19 protein-coding genes and 3 pseudogenes are annotated in these 17,646 nt (G+C 42.1%); 6 read left to right on the top strand and 16 right to left on the bottom strand.

Annotated features, from left to right (window positions below):
* Window positions 1-68: 68 nt before the first annotated feature.
* The 10 genes and pseudogenes from HWQ36_RS19585 to HWQ36_RS19540 all read right to left on the bottom strand — a co-directional run bounded on the left by HWQ36_RS19585 (window position 69) and on the right by HWQ36_RS19540 (window position 3,935).
* The gene (locus tag HWQ36_RS19585) at window positions 69-452 is read right to left on the bottom strand and encodes a DUF2807 domain-containing protein (protein WP_292705423.1); all 384 of its coding nucleotides are present in this window, start codon (window positions 450-452) and stop codon (window positions 69-71) included.
* Window positions 453-539: 87 nt separating this feature from the next.
* Complete coding sequence (locus HWQ36_RS19580; protein WP_292705399.1) at window positions 540-710, bottom strand: PspC domain-containing protein; 171 nt, start codon at window positions 708-710, stop codon at window positions 540-542.
* A complete protein-coding gene (locus tag HWQ36_RS19575; RefSeq protein ID WP_292705398.1) occupies window positions 653-859 on the bottom strand; it encodes a hypothetical protein in 207 nt (68 codons plus the stop codon). Before HWQ36_RS19575 ends, HWQ36_RS19580 begins: the two co-directional genes overlap by 58 nt.
* Before the next feature lie 19 nt (window positions 860-878).
* Window positions 879-1,373, bottom strand: coding sequence for a pyruvate kinase (locus HWQ36_RS19570; protein WP_292705397.1), 495 nt, complete (start codon window positions 1,371-1,373; stop codon window positions 879-881).
* Window positions 1,357-1,908 carry a pyruvate kinase gene (locus tag HWQ36_RS19565; RefSeq protein WP_292705395.1) on the bottom strand — a complete coding sequence of 184 codons (552 nt, stop codon included), beginning with the start codon at window positions 1,906-1,908 and terminating at the stop codon, window positions 1,357-1,359. Before HWQ36_RS19565 ends, HWQ36_RS19570 begins: the two co-directional genes overlap by 17 nt.
* A gap of 330 nt (window positions 1,909-2,238) precedes the next feature.
* Complete coding sequence (locus HWQ36_RS19560) at window positions 2,239-2,790, bottom strand: DUF308 domain-containing protein (RefSeq protein ID WP_366829319.1); 552 nt, start codon at window positions 2,788-2,790, stop codon at window positions 2,239-2,241.
* Window positions 2,779-3,012: pseudogene (locus HWQ36_RS19555) on the bottom strand (FAD-dependent oxidoreductase); the annotation flags it as partial. The gene HWQ36_RS19560 and the pseudogene HWQ36_RS19555, both read right to left, overlap by 12 nt.
* A 37-nt stretch (window positions 3,013-3,049) precedes the next feature.
* Window positions 3,050-3,286: a heavy-metal-associated domain-containing protein gene (locus HWQ36_RS19550; RefSeq protein ID WP_292705393.1), complete on the bottom strand. Its 237-nt coding sequence runs from the start codon at window positions 3,284-3,286 to the stop codon at window positions 3,050-3,052.
* A 30-nt stretch (window positions 3,287-3,316) separates the two neighbouring features.
* Window positions 3,317-3,790 (bottom strand): annotated as a pseudogene (locus HWQ36_RS19545) (hypothetical protein).
* The gene (locus HWQ36_RS19540) at window positions 3,759-3,935 is read right to left on the bottom strand and encodes an oleate hydratase (protein ID WP_292705421.1); all 177 of its coding nucleotides are present in this window, start codon (window positions 3,933-3,935) and stop codon (window positions 3,759-3,761) included. The pseudogene HWQ36_RS19545 and the gene HWQ36_RS19540 overlap by 32 nt, the downstream one beginning before the upstream one ends.
* Before the next feature lie 42 nt (window positions 3,936-3,977).
* Between HWQ36_RS19540 and HWQ36_RS19535 the strand changes: the two are divergent.
* Window positions 3,978-4,209 (top strand): annotated as a pseudogene (locus HWQ36_RS19535) (hypothetical protein); the annotation flags it as partial.
* A 91-nt stretch (window positions 4,210-4,300) separates the two neighbouring features.
* Window positions 4,301-4,894, top strand: a complete 594-nt coding sequence (locus HWQ36_RS19530) for an NAD(P)H-dependent oxidoreductase (protein ID WP_292705391.1) — start codon at window positions 4,301-4,303, stop codon at window positions 4,892-4,894.
* A 521-nt stretch (window positions 4,895-5,415) separates the two neighbouring features.
* Here HWQ36_RS19530 and HWQ36_RS19525 read toward each other — a convergent pair.
* Window positions 5,416-6,381, bottom strand: a complete 966-nt coding sequence (locus HWQ36_RS19525) for an acetamidase/formamidase family protein (protein ID WP_292705388.1) — start codon at window positions 6,379-6,381, stop codon at window positions 5,416-5,418.
* A gap of 309 nt (window positions 6,382-6,690) precedes the next feature.
* On the opposite strand from HWQ36_RS19525, the gene HWQ36_RS19520 reads away from it, so the two are divergent.
* Entirely contained in the window at window positions 6,691-7,923 is a 1,233-nt protein-coding gene (locus HWQ36_RS19520; protein WP_292705386.1) for a DUF4336 domain-containing protein, read from the top strand.
* Between the two features lie 214 nt (window positions 7,924-8,137).
* Window positions 8,138-8,314 (top strand): hypothetical protein, encoded by a 177-nt coding sequence (locus HWQ36_RS19515; RefSeq protein WP_292705384.1) that lies wholly within the window; start codon window positions 8,138-8,140, stop codon window positions 8,312-8,314.
* A 185-nt stretch (window positions 8,315-8,499) separates the two neighbouring features.
* On the opposite strand, the gene HWQ36_RS19510 is transcribed toward HWQ36_RS19515, so the two are convergent.
* The 4 genes from HWQ36_RS19510 to HWQ36_RS19495 all read right to left on the bottom strand — a co-directional run bounded on the left by HWQ36_RS19510 (window position 8,500) and on the right by HWQ36_RS19495 (window position 11,970).
* Entirely contained in the window at window positions 8,500-8,859 is a 360-nt protein-coding gene (locus HWQ36_RS19510) for a GNAT family N-acetyltransferase (protein ID WP_292705383.1), read from the bottom strand.
* A 32-nt stretch (window positions 8,860-8,891) separates the two neighbouring features.
* Window positions 8,892-9,446 (bottom strand): pyridoxamine 5'-phosphate oxidase family protein, encoded by a 555-nt coding sequence (locus tag HWQ36_RS19505; RefSeq protein ID WP_292705381.1) that lies wholly within the window; start codon window positions 9,444-9,446, stop codon window positions 8,892-8,894.
* Between the two features lie 119 nt (window positions 9,447-9,565).
* Entirely contained in the window at window positions 9,566-10,090 is a 525-nt protein-coding gene (locus HWQ36_RS19500; RefSeq protein WP_292705379.1) for a DUF937 domain-containing protein, read from the bottom strand.
* Window positions 10,091-10,248: 158 nt separating this feature from the next.
* On the bottom strand, window positions 10,249-11,970 hold the full coding sequence (locus HWQ36_RS19495) for an ATP-binding protein (RefSeq protein ID WP_292705378.1): 1,722 nt from the start codon (window positions 11,968-11,970) through the stop codon (window positions 10,249-10,251).
* A gap of 553 nt (window positions 11,971-12,523) precedes the next feature.
* Between HWQ36_RS19495 and HWQ36_RS19490 the strand changes: the two genes are divergently transcribed.
* Window positions 12,524-14,083, top strand: a complete 1,560-nt coding sequence (locus HWQ36_RS19490) for a YcjF family protein (protein WP_292705376.1) — start codon at window positions 12,524-12,526, stop codon at window positions 14,081-14,083.
* A 286-nt stretch (window positions 14,084-14,369) separates the two neighbouring features.
* Here HWQ36_RS19490 and HWQ36_RS19485 read toward each other — a convergent pair whose 3' ends face one another.
* Window positions 14,370-15,050 carry a PEP-CTERM sorting domain-containing protein gene (locus tag HWQ36_RS19485; protein WP_292705374.1) on the bottom strand — a complete coding sequence of 227 codons (681 nt, stop codon included), beginning with the start codon at window positions 15,048-15,050 and terminating at the stop codon, window positions 14,370-14,372.
* 645 nt (window positions 15,051-15,695) lie between these two features.
* On the opposite strand from HWQ36_RS19485, the gene HWQ36_RS19480 reads away from it, so the two are divergent.
* Window positions 15,696-17,459, top strand: coding sequence for a serine/threonine-protein kinase (locus HWQ36_RS19480; RefSeq protein ID WP_292705372.1), 1,764 nt, complete (start codon window positions 15,696-15,698; stop codon window positions 17,457-17,459).
* The last annotated feature ends 187 nt before the right edge of the window (window positions 17,460-17,646 follow it).

Raw genomic sequence — 17,646 nt, 5'->3', positions numbered from 1 at the left:
ATTGATTGAATACGATATGAAACGTAACGGTCGATATACGAGTGAAACTTTATGGTTTTTGACAAAAACTACCGTTTCTTGATTGACCCCACACCTTTCACGGATTCCCGAACTTGGGGAGAACCAATATACTCTACTGACCCCACGGCAGAGACAGTCGCATCTAACCGATCGCTCACATTGACCACCGCACTCCCAACGCCGCTATTGCGAACCGTAGCCTGTTTAGTCTTGAACTCCTCGCCCTTAAAGCTTCCGACCCCAGAAAGGCTAAGGTCTAGTACATCAGCGCTTCCTGCGATCGTTACTTCCCCCACGCCATCCATCGCAACTGCCAATCGTTTGCCTTGGATACCCTGTGCCTCAACATTGCCAACCCCGTCTGTGTTCAAGCTCTCTAAGCTTTTTACCTGCACGACGATAGTCGGATTCATCTTGCCATCTTTCGCGATGGAAAGCCGTTTGGCAATGAGGGCAAACTAACTGTCCCGCAAAGGTGGTTTTTGGGTGGTGAGATATTTGATGATCGTTGCGTAGACTCATGATTGTTTTCCTACAGGTTGTTGTTGAGATCGCGGCTCGATTGGGAATGCCAACCAACACCAAAAGTACAGAAAAATAAATCCAGGGATGACGATCGCTAAAATAACGGTCACAATCCGAACACCCAGGATTGGTAAATTCCATAGCTGAGAAAGGGCATAACACACGCCTGCGAAAACTTTATGACGACTGCGATGAAATACAGTCCTTTCGCTTTTTCTGGGCCACCGTGAACCGTTAATACAATCCCAATCTGAGACTCAAAGAAGCGATCAACAAATAGCTGATTCAGAGTTTCCTTAATCCGACGCACCATCAAATCAATGTAGGTAGGCTCAGTCGCAAAGGCTGGAATGGAGCGCCCGCAACTGTGGCGTTTTCTTCAATTGATGGGCTTCCATGCGTGTGAGAACATCATCTAGAATGGCGATCGCTTCGGCAATAAACGGCCCTTTATTTAACATCACACACTCAGCCCGTTCAGCCATTGCAGCATCGGTCATCTCTCCCCGCGAAGGTGTGCCATCTTTTACCAAACTCTCTAGTACTTGAGTTGCCCAAATAACAGGAACATGAGCCGCTTCGCAAAGCCAAAGAATTTCTTCTTGGATCTCTGTTAAACGCTGGTATCCAATTTCAACAGCTAAATCGCCTCTGGCAATCATCACACCAAATGATTGCTTCCCTGCTGCATAGATGATTAACTCTGGCAGATTGGAAATAGCGATCGCGGTTTCAACTTTTGCCACAATCGCTGGTCGGGTTAGTCGTCCCTCAGAGCGCTTGTCCAATTCTTGTTGGAGTAACTCAATATCAGCAGATCGTTGCACAAAAGAGTAGCCATGCACCTGCTTTACTTCCGAGTTCCGGCTCACACCGCGACAGCAGGATATGATCTCCTTTAAATACCCGTTTTTTATCAAGTGGTGCAAGTACCCGTCCCGTGCGGATTTTCAGCCCAGCTAAGTCCATCATGACTTTACAAGGCGTTGCTGTTTCCTGTTCCGCTCGACGGATATGATCGATCATCCTCTCCCAAGCTTCGGTCGTATCGTGGGCGCAGTTAATTCGCACACAGCTTGCCCCGCGTTGCATAATTTCTCGCACCATCTCATAGTCATTGGCGGCCTCGGTGGGTAGTGTTACCATAATTCTGACCCGACGCTGGGGTGGAGACTGACCAAACAATTCTTCGGTATGCTGTTGTAGTAAGCGATCGCCCTCAAAAAAGAACTCGATGGGTGGACGGTTGAGGTGCTGGGCTGACTCAGAGCCACAAATGAGTTCCAAGGTGGCAATGACAGCATCGAGATTGGGCATCACCCGTGCTTCAATCCGTCCTAACGAGGATAAGCCCCAAGGCATTAGTGCAGCTTGGAGGGAGCGGAGATCATGCCGACGTAAAGCTAGATACTCAGCTAAATTTAAGAAAAGCCCTGGCGACTAGAAGTCGCGGCTACACAGGCAAAACCTGCCTACGCAGGTTAAAAATCCTTAATTTTCTCTTAGTCCACGGAGGTGGACTTTGTTTGTATAGCCGCGAATTCCATTCGCCCAGGCTATAAATAAGCCCTGGCGAGTAGAAGTCGCGGCTACACAGGCAAAACCTGCCTACGCAGGTTAAAAATCCTTAATTTTCTCTTAGTCCACGGAGGTGGACTTTGTTTGTGTAGCCGCGAATTCCATTGCTCAGACTTACTGTAAAGCGCGGCGCTGTCCTGAATGCAGAGTTAGCATCCAAACTCCATCGAACAAAAGATTGATTCCAATGAAAGTGCCAATCAGCCAAACTGCGTTAAATGGAAAGTTAGACCAAATGAAAATACCGAAAATAATGCCGATGATGCCGCTTACCAGCATTAATCCCCAGTTAGATGAAATCCGGCGCATTTGAAATGCGATCGCCACTTGAATCATGCCTTGCACAAAAATGGTAATACCCAAGACTAATGTGAGGGCAAGCACCCCTGCAAACGGATTTACCACCACGAGAATTCCAGATAGGAGATACAAAAGACCTAGAATCAGCTTCCCGACAACTTGACCTGCACCTTTTGATTGAAAGGCATAAACAATTTGAGCAATTCCGGCAAAGATGAATATCCAGCCAAACAGCAAGGTTGAAGCAATGCTGGCAAAGAAAGGAAATGCGATCGCAATGATGCCCAATACGATCATCAGAATAGCGATCGCGGTTGTCCATCCAGAACTAACAACTTGCTCATCAATTTCAGCTAGCTCTTCCATGAGGGCGATGAAGTTGTGAAACACAGTCGGAAATTCCAGTACTCCATTTTCCAAAATTTCCTGACAATCGGATTGGTTCGGCTGAACGTTCTTGTTTAGTGTCCGAATATGTCCACCTAAAGTAGGTTGCCGTTCAAACACAGTGACATGATGCCCTTGTTTATCGAGCAGGTAAGCTGTCACCATGCCACTGGCTCCCCCCCCAACGATCGCAATTCTCATGATTTACCTCTCAATTAAAATAATTCGTAATTCGTAATTAAGTTTTGTAGCGGGTTCTAAATCCCCGTTGCAAAACTTTCTGCTTGTTAGTTGCTATGAAACTTAAACCCTCAGAGTTGGTCAACATAATTCGTAATTGATAGTGACGCTCGTTAGTCTTGGTTGTTGGATCACCTTGAACGGTAGCTTTAGCATCGACTGTTTTAATCGCGTTAGTGATGGTGTTTACACAACCACCACAGCTCATTTTGGGAACTTTTAATTGGAGTTTCATAATGTCAAATCCTTATTTTGGATAGAGTTCTTAATCGCTCAAACGAATGCGACGTAACGACATTGCATTAAGTGAAACAACGATCGTCGAAACGCTCATCAATATTGCGCCTATTGCTGGTGTTAATAAAATGCCGAAGGTCGCGCCAATGCCATTTTTAGCGGACATTACAGTAGCGTTCACCAGTACTAAGGGGATGGCTAAACCTAACGCATGAGGACAAGCAATCACCAATACAGTAACCGCGCGATTGATTGCAAATGTTAAACCATCTGGTTTGATAGATAGCCAAATGATGAATGTTAGCGTAGCGACCCCAATCGCGATCAGGGTGAGCCAATAAGCGAGTCGATCGGCTAGTGATTGAAATTAACTTTTAGATGTCTGCGCTTCCTCAACCATCCGCATAATCTGGCTCAAGGTTGTTTTATCTCCGGTGCGAGTGACCTTGAGTGTCAAAGCGCCTTCTCCATTAACCGCTCCTGCGATCGCTAAAAAGAGCATATCCCCAGAAGACTTGTACATCAGCAGGCTGATTTATAAAGTGGGGTTGATAGGCGAGTACAATGGACATCGATTCAGAGGGACGCAGGGCAATAATGGCTTCAGCAGTGGGTAGGCTTGCCAGAAATTCTACGACTTCAGCCATACCTGAAAATCCTGACTGAGCGATCGCATTGAGTTCTCGTAACCCCAAGTACTGTTGCTGGATGAGCCAACAACTGGAGTGGATACCATTGCCCGTCGTGAGTTTTGGGACATTCTGGCTGGACTGACTGCACAAGGTATTACAGTGCTGGTTGCGACTCCCGATCTAGATGAAGCCGAACGCTGCGATGGCGTACCCGCCCGCCGGAGGCGATCGCGTGGCATTAATTTACAACGGACAAATTCAGCAAATGGGTTCTCCCACAGAACTCAAAGGGAAAAGAAAGTTTGTAAAGAAAATCTAAAGGTAGCAAATAGCGATCGCCTGAAAACAGGATAATGCAGCTGAACAGGTTAATTCTTCCCATGCAACCTAGAATTGTGGCATCTAAACCTAAAATCCTCGCCTTTGCAGGCAGCACCCGGATTGATTCTTACAACAAAAAACTGGTAAAAATCGCGGCGGCTGGCGCTAAGGCAGCAGGCGCTGAAGTGACTTATATAGACCTCCGCGATTTGCCCCTACCTCTGTTTGATGAAGATTTAGAGGCTCAAGAAGGACTACCTGCCAACGCCCGCACTTTTAAAGACTTGATGATTTCTCATCAAGGATTGCTGATTGCTTCACCGGAATATAACAGTTCACTCACAGCAGTTTTGAAGAACGCCATTGACTGGGCATCCCGTCCAGCCCCAAATGAAGCACCATTGGCTGCTTTTGCTGGTAAGGTTGCTAGCATTATGAGCGCTTCCCCAGGCGCTCTTGGTGGTTTGCGGGGATTGGTTCACCTGCGGTCTATTTTGGGAAACATCAAAGTTTTAGTACTTCCCGATCAAATAGCAGTACCCAAAGCTTATGAAGCTTTTAATAGTGATGGCACATTAAAAGATATTAAACAGCAACAATCTATTGAAAAGTTAGGTGATGGATTAACAAAGATATTGCTGAAGCTAAATTAAACTCTTCAGGTGTTCAGTACATAACGAACACCTATAACTAAACAAAGATGTCGTCAAAATAATTATCGTTCCATACTGCAAATAGTTCTCTCTTCCTTTAATAAACCACGTCTATCTTAAAACCTGTAGTTCAACTCTAATGAATAAGGATTTGCCCTCATCCCCCAACCTATCCCCCAGATATGGGATTCGGGGAGCTAGAATTTCAAAGTCCCTCTCCCATATCTGGGAGAGGGATTTAGGGTGAGGGCGAAAACTACGGTTCTCAACTTAGATGAGGTTTAGATAGATCGTTGCGATAATCAAACAAGTACTATTCCTGTAATAATTCCATTGACAGCACCGAAAACAATTCCAAAAGTTCCAAAACTAACTAATGCCCATTTCCTTAATAGGAAAATCTACATTTGAATAAAGTAGTTAGAGCAGTGAATAATATAGCAACGCTAAATTATTTATTAGCAACAATATTCCCGACTTATTTGATAATTCGGGAGCCTGAACATTTCAATTTTCACAATTTATAAATTAATATTCTTAGAGAAAAATGATTTAGATAGCATTCCATGCACACCTTTTTGAGGACTGTTCACAACTTGAGTGATGCAAAAATTCACAGCTAAACTACACAATACATAAGCATCTTCTGGTGACAAATTTATGAAGCGTTCCAGAAAATCAATCATGTTTTTTAAAGCTAGTTCTAAGGCTTCATCTAAGGTTTGAGCAAAACCCATTGTAATGATATGAGTTGGAGTTTCAGCAATTGGTGTTGTTAGCTGTAAATCCTTACGAAGTTTGAGGGTAATTCTACCATTCATGGAAGTTTCAATGGCGGTGACATTTACTTCGCCATCTCCCTGTGCAGAATGCCCATCACCAATAGAAAATAATGCACCTGGTACAAAAATTGGCAAAAATAAACGAGAACCAGCTTGTAATTCCCGATTGTCGATATTACCGCCGTAAGAACCTGGTGGGACAGAAGTTCGAGAGGTTTCTGGAGTAGCGACACCAAGAATTCCAAAAAACGGTTTGAGGGGAATTTTTATGCCAGCACCCGCCGGAAATTCAGCGATATTGTTTACTAAATCTAGAGGAATGAATCTCAACGCAGGTTGAGGAAACTGATGTGGTAAAGCTCCCCAACCTGTACGAATGGCATTGAAGCCGACAGGTAAACTAGGTGCGATCGCATCTAATTGTACTTCTAAAACATCCCCTGGTTCGGCATCACGCACATAAATCGGCCCTGTGAGTAAATGCGGCCCTCCAGCAATCTTGCGTTCTGGTAGAAGATTTTGGCAGATATCGAGAAATTCTGGTGTGACAAATTCAGGTGGTGCTTTGTCGTAAACGTAGTAACCAGTATAAGTTTCCACATCAACCGTATCACCAGAATCAATAGTGAGTGCTGGTTTTAATAGATGGGAGAAACCACCCAAATGCACAGTTTCCTTAGTAGCTTTTAAAATGTAATGAGTCATCGCTATTTTGTTTTTAGTTGCATGGTGAGAGTTGCTAAAGCCTTTCTAAACTCGGCTCTTGCATCGTCAAGGTCAGAACGTGTAATGGCTCCGGCGCTAGTCAAAGCGGTGTAGCGTTGATACTTTATTCTTATTTAAAATTCTATATTTGCTCATGATTATTATCGTGAATAAACCACATCAAAGATATTACGAATTACGAATTACGAATTACGAATTGGTATTATTATCTCAACAATTTGCTAAACTCCAACTTTGGGGATAGCAAATAAAAACAATTTGAGCAGGGAATTGAGAGGGGGTCGCAGAGTGGCTGATGATGAACGCATATTCAATGCACAACAGATACATCCCAAAGACTTTTCATGGAGATTATGGCCTGTTCTGCCACTCTACCCTTATGGCAGGCGGCAGACAATCCGCAAAGAAGTGGTTAAGGACACAATCTGGAATTTTGACCATATTCAGGGCATTTTCTACGTAGTTGTGCCGATTCGCATGACTGTGGTTAAGCTCCAAGGTGGGGGTCTTCTTGTGTATGCGCCTGTTGCACCAACTCCAGAGTGCATCCGGCTTGTGAATGAGTTGGTGGCAGAACACGGTAATGTTTTGTACATCATCCTGCCGACTATCTCCGGTATAGAACACAAGGTTTTCGTCGGCCCCTTCGCCAGATATTTTCCAACTGCACAGGTGTTTGTGGCTCCCCATCAGTGGAGTTTCCCGTTAAATCTGCCCCTTAGCTGGCTTGGTTTACCTCCAAAACGAACTCAAGTACTTCCAGAAGATAGTAGCAAAACACCTTTTGCTGACGAGTTTGATTATGCAATGCTGGGCCCCATCAAGCTTGGCCCTGGTCGGTTTGCGGAAGTTGCTTTTTTCCACAAGCGATCGCATACTCTTTTAGTAACAGATTCTGTACTTTCTATCCCAAACGATCCACCTGCGATCGTTTTATTAGATCCATATCCCTTACTATTCCATGCCAAAGATCGTGCTTCTGATATTGTTGCAGACATTCAGGTAAATCGTCGTAAGGGTTGGGGGCGCATCTGTCTGTTTGCTTTGTACTTTCAACCAAGCGCACTAGATATACCCCAATGGAGTCAGGTGTTGCAAGATGCCTTGAAAGCCCCAGAACGCTCAAGGAAAGCTTATTTTGGATTGTACCCCTTTCAATGGCATCCAGATTGGCTGCGATCGTTTAATGCCCTGCAAGGTGATGGGCGGTTGTTTGTCGCGCCAATTTTACAAACGCTGATTCTCAACCGCGCACCGCAAGAAACCATCGACTGGGCTGATAAAGTTGCAAGTTGGGATTTCGAGTGGATTATTCCTTGTCACTTTGATGCACCAATTAAAGCCCAAGCATATCAGTTTCGCCAAGCTTTCTCTTTTTTGGAAAAGCAGCCTGCTGTTAGTGGGGGTTTGTTCAGCAGTAGCAGCTATCCCTTACCAGAGGAGGATTTTAAACTACTTCAAGAAATCGATGCAGGTTTAAATAAATTGGGCATTGTGCCAGCAGCAAAGGAGAAGGTGTAGGAAAGTTTTTTGTAACTGCTGTGCTAAAAAATCATAAATTGCTATGACTGCAAAACTCTAGCGGTTTGATTTTTGATTGATAAATTAAACTTTTGCACTCAATTAGTTTGCAAATTCTTACCAGAGAACTAAGACTAATTCCTTCTATTGACTGTGGTAAGTTCATGAATTAGTTGGTTAACTTGAGAATAGCAACTATTAAAGATGAAAAAAGATGAATAAGACATTACTAACGATTTTGATGCTTGCACTGTTACTCCTATTCATCATTTCTCCCTTTGCTGCCCTTGCTAGTTTGATGCTGGTAATATTAGTTTCGGCATTTTTCTCTTTACTTGGTAACTTGTTCCAAGCGATAATTGCTAGTGACACCAAACCCAAAGGATCATAAAAGTAAAATCAAAATGAAGAGAGGATTTTAAAACTATTTTAAAAATCAATTTTCATCTTAAAAGAGATGCTACCAACTCGGTTGATTATTTCGCTACCAATAACGACTTCAAAGCCAAACCTTTTATATAAACTCAAGGCTGGATTTGTCGCTCTGATACTAAGTGATATTGATGAATAAGATGTTTAGGCTGCTGCTAACAAATGTGTGAGTAACTGCGTTCCTATGCCCTTATTTCTATGTTGGGGAAGAATGGCAATAGCTAGTTCAGGAGTTTGATTGTCAACATAGCCATATCCTTTATTTTCACCTGTCAATAGACGCAGCCATGCAGCTCTTACTGGCTGATTAGTAGTTTCCAGAATAGCGATGAAGCCGCTATCATCTTTACGTCCCCAATTTTTAACATATTTTGCCAAATCAGGATTATTTATGGCATCCTGTACTGTCAAATTACCTTCTTTTTCCAGATGCGCTGCTTCATAAAGCATAAGCCAGAGAAAAGGCTCATCTTCCTGTATCAATGGACGAATAGAATAATCCATAAATCATGCCCCAAACTCCGCTTTTGTAAAATTTAGGATAATTTACTCAGTGGTGTTGGTAAACCGTCAATGCTGACAAGATTTTTCTTCTGTTGATATTCTCGAACTCCCTCTTCACCTTTTTTACTAGCCCAGTTTACTAAAGTCTGGCGCTCACCTCGATATTCATAAAGTGGTACGCCAAAACCACAAGAAGTCTGTATTTTTTCGATATCAGCGACGATAATTTGGCGAGTTCCAGGCATTGGCAAAAACAGAGAATACAGAGAGTCCCAGTCTGGAGAACTCGGTAAAATCGTGTTTCCTTGACCGTAAAGACGCAGGATACACGCGGGTTCTTCAAAGGCGCAAAACATGAAGGTTATCCGCCCATTTTCTTGCAAATGGGCTGAGGTTTCGTTACCACTGCCTGTAAGGTCTACGTAACCTACTTGCTTGGGAGAGAGAACGCGAAAGCATCCTAAACCTTTAGGAGATAGATTAACATGACCCGTAGGACTCAAGGGTGCAGAGCCAACAAAGAAAAGGTGTTGGGCTGCAATAAAGTCTTGCAGTTCGTCAGTAATACAGTCAAAAAGTTTAGACATAGACTGTCTGATTTATATTTACAAATTTCTTATCTTCTCAGCCTATGCCTTAGCTAAATATCTAGCAAGGCCCAATTGCCGATGTCTAAGGAAGTGGGAGTGGGGAGTGGGGAAAAGTATTATTTTCTCATATACCGACTAGCCATTTGGATAGCATCAGCGATATCGACATCACCATCGCCATCAGCATCCAAGAAGGAATTCAGTACAGGATTCCCGCCAGCTTGGGGATTTTGAGCATTTGCACCTGATTGCAAAAAATTCAGGACTAAAGGTACTGCTAAAGGTAGCAATTGTTGAACTATACCAGCATCCAATCCAGTGCGCTGGGCAGCAACCTGAGCTACTTGCTGCTGTATTTGAGGAGAAAACAGCGAATTGACGGCTTGGGGGTTAGGTGAAGTCCCAGCATATTGATTCACTAAACTTTGTGCGGCTTCATTGCCATCTGTGGCTTGCTTGTCTTGTAAAGCGGAACGCACTTGACCACCGACAATTGACAAGACTGATTGAATGGTAGAAGGGTCTGCACCAGTACTTTGGCTCAATTGTTGTACAGTGTTAACAATACTTCCCAGTTGCCCTAAGCTGCCCTGTTGATTGGGATTAGCAACTGCACCAAGAATTTGATCGAAAAGTCCCATAAATTTATTTCTCCCTTTTGTTCTCAAAAAGCTTGCCAAAACTGGCTTGAAGTGTTTGGTGTAGGCAAACTTTCGTCAGTCCACTAAAAGATTTAAACACGTAACCTTATAGTTGCTGCGGATTATTATGAAAAAATTAACTTTGGAAAGCCACTAGCTCAAGGATGAGAAATCGGTAAAGTGATACCTGCGGTGGGCAGAGCCAAGGCAAATTCTGTACCTTTATCTAACTCAGATTGGCAGGTAATCTTACCTTGATGTTTTTCTACCACAATTTGATATGCGATCGCTAGCCCTAAACCAGTACCAATGCCTCGTGGTTTGGTGGTAAAAAATGTTTCAAATATCTTTTTCTGATTTTCTGGTGAAATACCAGGGCCGTTATCAGCAATTCGCACTATTACCAAATCATTCTCCCAACGTTCGGTGCTAATAGTGATTTCAGGGAGAAATTCGGGATTCTCAGCCGATTTTTCTTCCAAAGCATCAAGTGCATTGCTGAGAAGATTCATAAATACTTGATAAAGTAAACCTGTGTAGCCTGGAATCGCTGGAATTTCTCCATAGCTGCGAACAAGATTAATACCATTTTTCAGGCGATTGTTCAGAATTAACAATGTACTATCTAGACAAGCATGTAGCTCGACTAATTGCGCTTCACCATCGTCTAAACGAGAGAAGTCTTTTAAACTTCGGACGATTTCTCGTGTGCGTTCAGCGCCAATTTTCATTGAATTAAAGAGTTTTGGCAAATCTACTTCTAGAAACTCCAAATCAATTTCTTCTGCGAGAGTTTGCACGGCAGTGGAAGGCTGAGGAACTTCGGCTTTATATACTTGCAGTAATGCTAATAAATCGTCAGTATAGGTTTTCGCGTGTACGAGGTTGCCAGAAATAAAATTTACAGGATTATTAATTTCGTGAGCGACACCAGCCAGCATCCGTCCTAAACTAGACATTTTTTCACTTTGAATTAGTCGAATTTGGGCTTCGGCTTGTTGTTCTTCTAAAAGGTGCTTAACCTGTTGGATTAGCTGGTTAAGGGAATTAGTTAAAGCCCCAACTTCATCTTGGGTAATTACGGGCGCTTGCAAGTCAAAATTGGCTTCTTGGCTAACTCTTTGGGCGATATCTGTCACCGCTTTAATCGGATAGGCAATGATTGTACTGGTGTAGAAAGCCAGGATAGCAGCGATCGCCACTGACACCAGCATACTAGCAATAATAATTTTAGCTTGGATGAGTGCAGCTTTTTCTTGGGCTACATCAGCTTCCTGTTGGCGTTCTTGAAGTGTTGTAGCAAAGCTGCTTAACTCATGGGCAAATTGATAAAACTTCAGAGCATCCTGACTTTGGCTGAATTTGGAGATTAATTGCTGTGCTTTTAATGTTCCCTCTGGCTGTGAACTTAATGGCAAAATTTGCTGAATCAGTGCCCTGAGTTGTTCAAAATATTTGGCTATTGTGCTGTTATGCTTTGTGAGCAGAGTTTGTAAATCCCCTTGCGAATTGGTTTGACTAAATTCTTGCGCTTGAGAAAGCAACGTTTCAGCTTCTGCCATATCGCTTTTGAAATCAGAAATTCCTCTTTGCAACGTTTGCGGCTGCTGTAAAAAAGGCACTATTTCTTGCTGATGAACCTGTATTTTCAACAGTTCTCCTTGTAAATTACTTAACAAGCTCCCTTTTTCATCTGCCAAGCTCATCTGTTGTCTAGCTTGTTGGAAATAGCGATCGCCTATTATCAACCCTGTTGTCGTTCCTAAAACTGCAACTCCCAAAGCCAAACCGTATCCATAAAAAATTTTTTGCCGAATACTAAGGCGATGGAATCTTTGTTGAAGCCAGTTAAAGTATCTTAATTTAGGTGTAGCAGTCATGGTATAAGTAGGTCGCCGTCAAAATTTTTGGAATCCAGCAAGTGGCAAAAGGCAAGATGCAACAGGGTTTTAGCCCTAATTTATCTTTCTTTACATAGTTTGGTTTTATTATGCCAACCTACTTAACTCACTGTTGAATTTTTTTGTAGGCGGGTTTTCCTCAAAAACAACGAGTCTAGCCTTCTTAGGAAGCGAGAACGCGGAGAATGAAAGCAAATTTGATACAAATTGCGCTCTTAGTTTATCAAAATTTGTTTTTTATACCCTGGTCAAAAATACTGAAACTATGAAGATTAGAAGTATCTACCTAAATACCCAGTCATTCCATTAAAAGAAATATTTAATACAAATAGTGGGAGTCTACATCTGTATCGCTGATACAGTTGGGGTAGAAGTTCCAGCTGCGCGATAATTGACAAAGAGATGAGGGGGCTGCGATCGGGATTTAGAGAGACTTTTAACTTTTGATTTGCTTACTACTCTGGTAAAAAATACTGAAACTATTAAGATCAGAAGCATCTGCCTACTAAATACCCACTAATCTTTCCCAACCATGCCTCTGTCGCGCATAGTAACGCTAATTGTTGGTCTGATCGTCATTTTGGGGCTAGCCCTATGGCTAATTGATTCCCTATCGCGCCTCTATTGGCAATTGTCCTATTCGCCGTTGCTTGGCAATTTGCTGCTGTTGCTGCTAATTGTCCTCATAGGAGCCTTGGTTGCGGCTTTTGTCTATTATGTATTGGTAATTCAAGCTGGGGAAAAGCGATCGCGCCGCAACCCTAAGCGAGTAACTGCGGCCCAAATTCCTGCTGCTAAATCTGACGCTGCTTCTACAACTCTCCAAGCTGTGCGCCAACAGGTAGGGCAAATTCAAGATGAAGTAGCACGTCAAGCTTTATTAAGTCGATCGCGGGAGATTGAAGCGAACTTAGCACGGGGTGAACTCCAAGTAGTGGTATTTGGTACGGGGAGTGCTGGCAAAACTTCCCTAGTGAATGCAATTATGGGACGCATGGTGGGTCAAGTGGATGCACCGATGGGTACAACCCAGGTTGGAGAAACCTATTGTCTGCGGTTGAAGGGATTAGAACGGAAGATTTTAATTACAGATACGCCAGGGATTTTAGAAGCGGGTGTGGCGGGAACAGAACGCGAACAAATGGCGCGAGAACTGGCAACAGAAGCAGATTTATTATTATTTGTGGTAGATAATGACTTACGACGCTCAGAATATGAGCCGTTGCGGGGATTAGCAGAAATTGGTAAGCGATCGCTTTTAGTGCTTAACAAAACTGATTTATATACAGATGAAGATAAAGAATCCATCCTCGCTAGGTTGCGTCAACGAGTCCGGGGATTTATTGCTACTAATGATGTGGTAGCGATCGCAGCTAATCCCCAATCTGCACAACTAGAAACTGGCGAAACCTACCAGCCGGAACCCGATATTGTCCCTTTACTGCGACGCACGGCTGCTGTTTTACGCGCCGAAGGTGAAGATTTGGTGGCGGATAACATTCTTTTGCAATCTCTGCGATTGGGAGACGAGGCGCGAAAACTCATCGATAGTCAGCGTCGCCGTCAAGCTGACAAAATCGTAGAACGGTTTCAGTGGATTGGTGCTGGTGTGGTATCAGTCACGCCGATACCAGTAGTAGATTTATTAGCGACAGCAGCTGTTAATGCTCAAATGGTTGTAGAAATTGGCAGAGTCTACGGCTGTGAATTGAATATGGAACGGGGACGAGAGTTAGCCCTTTCTTTAGCGAAAACTATTGCTAGTTTGGGCATTGTCAAGGGAGCAATTCAACTATTATCTACAGCGTTGCAACTCAATGTTGCTACCTTTCTGATTGGTAGAGCGATTCAAGGTGTGACAGCAGCTTATTTAACGCGAATTGCTGGTAAAAGTTTTATTGAATATTTTCGTCACGATCAAGACTGGGGTGATGGTGGAATGACGGAAGTTGTGCAGAAACAGTTTCAAATTAATCGCCGGGATGAATTTATTAAAGCTTTTATTCAAGAAGCGATCGCGCGGGTGGTGAAGCCGTTGACAGATAAAAGTGAGGCGATGCAGGAAGAAGAGAGCAGAGAAGAACCTCGCTAATTATAAGTAAGTGGGCGAGAAAAATTCAATGTATATAAATAAATTTAAATGTAGTAAGCTAACGCACCTTGAATTCTTAACGGTGGCGGCGCTTGGCGACAACACAACGCCAGTTGCTACAACGGATAGCGCAGCGTAAAGCCTTCGGCATAGCAACGCTATGAGCGAGTCATCGAGCGTCGGGAACCTCCGCAACGTACTAGCTCCTCTACATTTAAATTTCTTTACCTTAAAATATTAGTGCCGACTCATCAGTGAGGGGTTAAGGTAATTGCACATTTGTCATTTAATTCTTGTTCCTTAGAGACGCTTTTCGCTTGCGCTTTAGCCACCAGCCTCCAACACTAACAACCACTATCCCGCCAAGGGCGCTAGGTTCTGGAACAGGGGTTGAATTGGTATCGACCACAAGTTTAGCAAACCCTTGACTACCACTCTCAGAAAAAAGATATTCCTCATTAAGATCCCCTAGAAGCGCACCTCCAATTGAGAAAAAATTCCCGCTTCTGGCGTTAATATCTGCAATGGCGTTGGAGTTGAGAGCAAAACTCAGGATTTCGTTTGGATCGCCAGAAGTAGTAACGTTAAAAGTTCCATAGTTTTTACCACTGCCTAAATCATTATAAATAGTGTTATTAGGGCTATTCTTTTTCTGACTCAACACATTAGCAGGTGTTGAAACATCAAAAAAACCTAGAGTCTCTGTTGGATTGCCTGAACCCAAAAATCGTTGAATTTGCAAGGTTGCTGAAGTGACTCCTACTAGATTACCAAGATCGAATTTAAAAAAGTTACGTAAATCTGTTATGCGTATACTTCCAGTTATGTAGTTGGTATTATCGTTAGAATTACCGCCATTCACTCCACCTTCAGCAGCCCACCAACCTTGATCTGATGCAGTCTCAGTAAAAGTTGTTGCTTGGGCTGTATTAAGCGTTCCTAATTCTAACCCAACAATAGCAGACACAATTGCTAATTTATAAAACCTTTTCATTGAATATCTCTTTAAGTCAGAACCTGTTTAGCTGAAACTCACAAATCTATTCTTTATCCAATCACTGCTTGGTAAAAAACGTCGTTGCTATAGTACTTTGTCAGATTTGATTTGATAGGTTGGTATTTGATTTTATAGGTTGATAGTTGATGTTTTAGCGCTAAAGCGCCAACTACCAACAACCCATACTCTTCATTTTTTCGTTTACAGACTAGTAGTGAAAAACTAAGTACTGGGCTAGCATTCTATTGACATTATTAGCTTTGTATTAGATGTAACAGTAGTTACGACCATATAATAGTTAAAAAAGTTGTAGTTTTGCAATGATAAATACATAAAATTTATGCAAGTTTTACATAATCTTTATAACTTACTGGTAATTTATGAATTACCACTAGATAAAAATAATGGTTTCAGCTATCTTTTGCGTCAGTTCTATTCTTAAATAAATTAGAAATACTGTTGCTTATTTTTTCAAAATATTTAAGTAAAAGTACTGAAATAAATCCATTTTGCATTTCAGTAATTAAGGTTCAAAATATGTATTTTTCAAGTATTCCGGAAACAGAAGGAAATGTCAGAAAAACTAAATAAAAGAACTTACTGAGTAACCAGGTCATGACCAACCACATAATCGGTAAATTACTACAAGGGCGTTACCAAATTGTCCAAACCCTGGGTGCAGGGGTGTTTGGACAAACATATATAGCTGTAGACGTAGATTTTCCACATAATCCCAAATGCGTTGTTAAGCAAATTAAAGTTAGCAGTTCCGAATGCGGCTACTTGGAGATGCTGAGGTTACTGTTTCTAACTGAAACTGAAACCCTTAAGCTTCTGGGAACCCATCAACAAATTCCTGAATTTATCGCCTGCTTTGAAGAAAACAACCAGTTTTATTTAGTGCAAGAGCTAATTGAAGGACATACGCTGACTGCGGAATTGCCCATTGCTCAACAGTGGGGGTGTCTGTGGAGTGAAAGGGAAGTTGTAGAATTCCTGATAGATGTCTTAAGTATTCTAGAATTTGTTCACTCTCAAGGCGTGATCCATTGTGACATCAAACCGGAAAACTTGATTAGACGTAATAGCGATGCCCTACGCAAATTAGTTTTGATTGACTTTGGCTCAATCCAGTCTATCGATTTTGGTATAGGTGCGGAATTGCCGATTTATCGAATTCCCGTCACCTCATTGGGATATATACCACCAGAGCAATTTATTGGTCAAACACAACCCAACAGTGATATTTATGCTTTGGGGATGATTGCTATCCAGGCTTTAACTGGATTAGAACCACTACAATTAAAAATTGATCCTCATACTAATGAGATTTTTTGGCGTTCTCAAAACACGCCAGTTAACGATTATCTAGCTGCTGTTCTCAGCCAAATGATCCGCTACGATTCTCAAAATCGCTTCCAGTCTGCGAGTGAGGTGTTACGGGTACTCAAACAAATAACATGGGATCAGCCATCAGAAATATTAGAAGCAGACGATCAATTTCTTCTAGAAACGGCGATTGAAGATGATAATTCTACATCTGACAAATTATCTCCGTTATTCACAGGAATGAAAGTCGGACTGGCAGCTAATTCTTTATTGATGGGATTTGGTGTCTATTCTTTAATTAATACTGCCCCTGCATACTCAGAAACAGAAACTTTATCTAAAGCCACACAAGAATATCAAGCTGGGGATTTACAAGAAGCGATCGCACTTGCTAAATCAATTCCCTCTCACAGCAATGTTTATCCAGAAGCACAAGCCACAATTGAAGAATGGCAAGAGCAATGGCAAGTTGCTGCACAGAAATACCAAATAGCTCAAATAGCTTTTAATGAGAGCCGGTGGTCAGATGTTCTTGATGCTGTTTCTCAAATTCCAAATATTTCATATTGGCAATCTAAAACAGATAAACTAGTTCAGCAAGCATACGTTAACATTGAAGCACAGACACAAGATTTATTAGCAAAAGCTTACGAAAGTGCCGAGATCAGAGATTTTTCTACTGCATTACAATATCTGCGACAAATTCCTAAAGAAAGTCGTGCGGGGGCTTTAGTTCAAGAAAAGCTGGCTGAGTACAATCGAAAGCGCCAAATCAGAGCAGCTTACTTTTTACAGAACGCTTACAAAAAAGCATCTATTGGTGATTTTGAACTGGCTCTGAAATTTCTCCGAAATATTCCCCAAGATGCTCTAGTTTATGCTCAAGCTCAAGTGAAATTGAATGAGTATACTCAAAAGCAGCGCGTGCAGGTTGGCAATCAAAAGATAGCTTACGCAAAAAGAACAAATTCATTTGTCTCTAAAAATTCAGCCAATAAGATTGAATATCTTCAGGAAGTAAATTATTTGCAAGAAGTGAATATTCGATAGTTACAGCAATTTTTAGATAAATGTATTTGTTACATAGAGAAATTTTAAGTAGAGATGCGAAATTGTACTGGGCTATCCTAACGCTCCGCTACGCTAACGCATCTCTACAGGTCTAAAATCATTAACAACAATCCTTAACTGAACTGGATTTTTACATAAAGAAGTGATGGTTGCTTTTATTTAGTTT

It is taken from the genome of Nostoc sp. NMS2, assembly GCF_017115105.1.
Classification (GTDB): Bacteria; Cyanobacteriota; Cyanobacteriia; order Cyanobacteriales; family Nostocaceae; genus Nostoc.
Note: the sequence above shows the minus strand (reverse complement) of the source record. Positions and strands in the feature narration are given on the sequence as shown.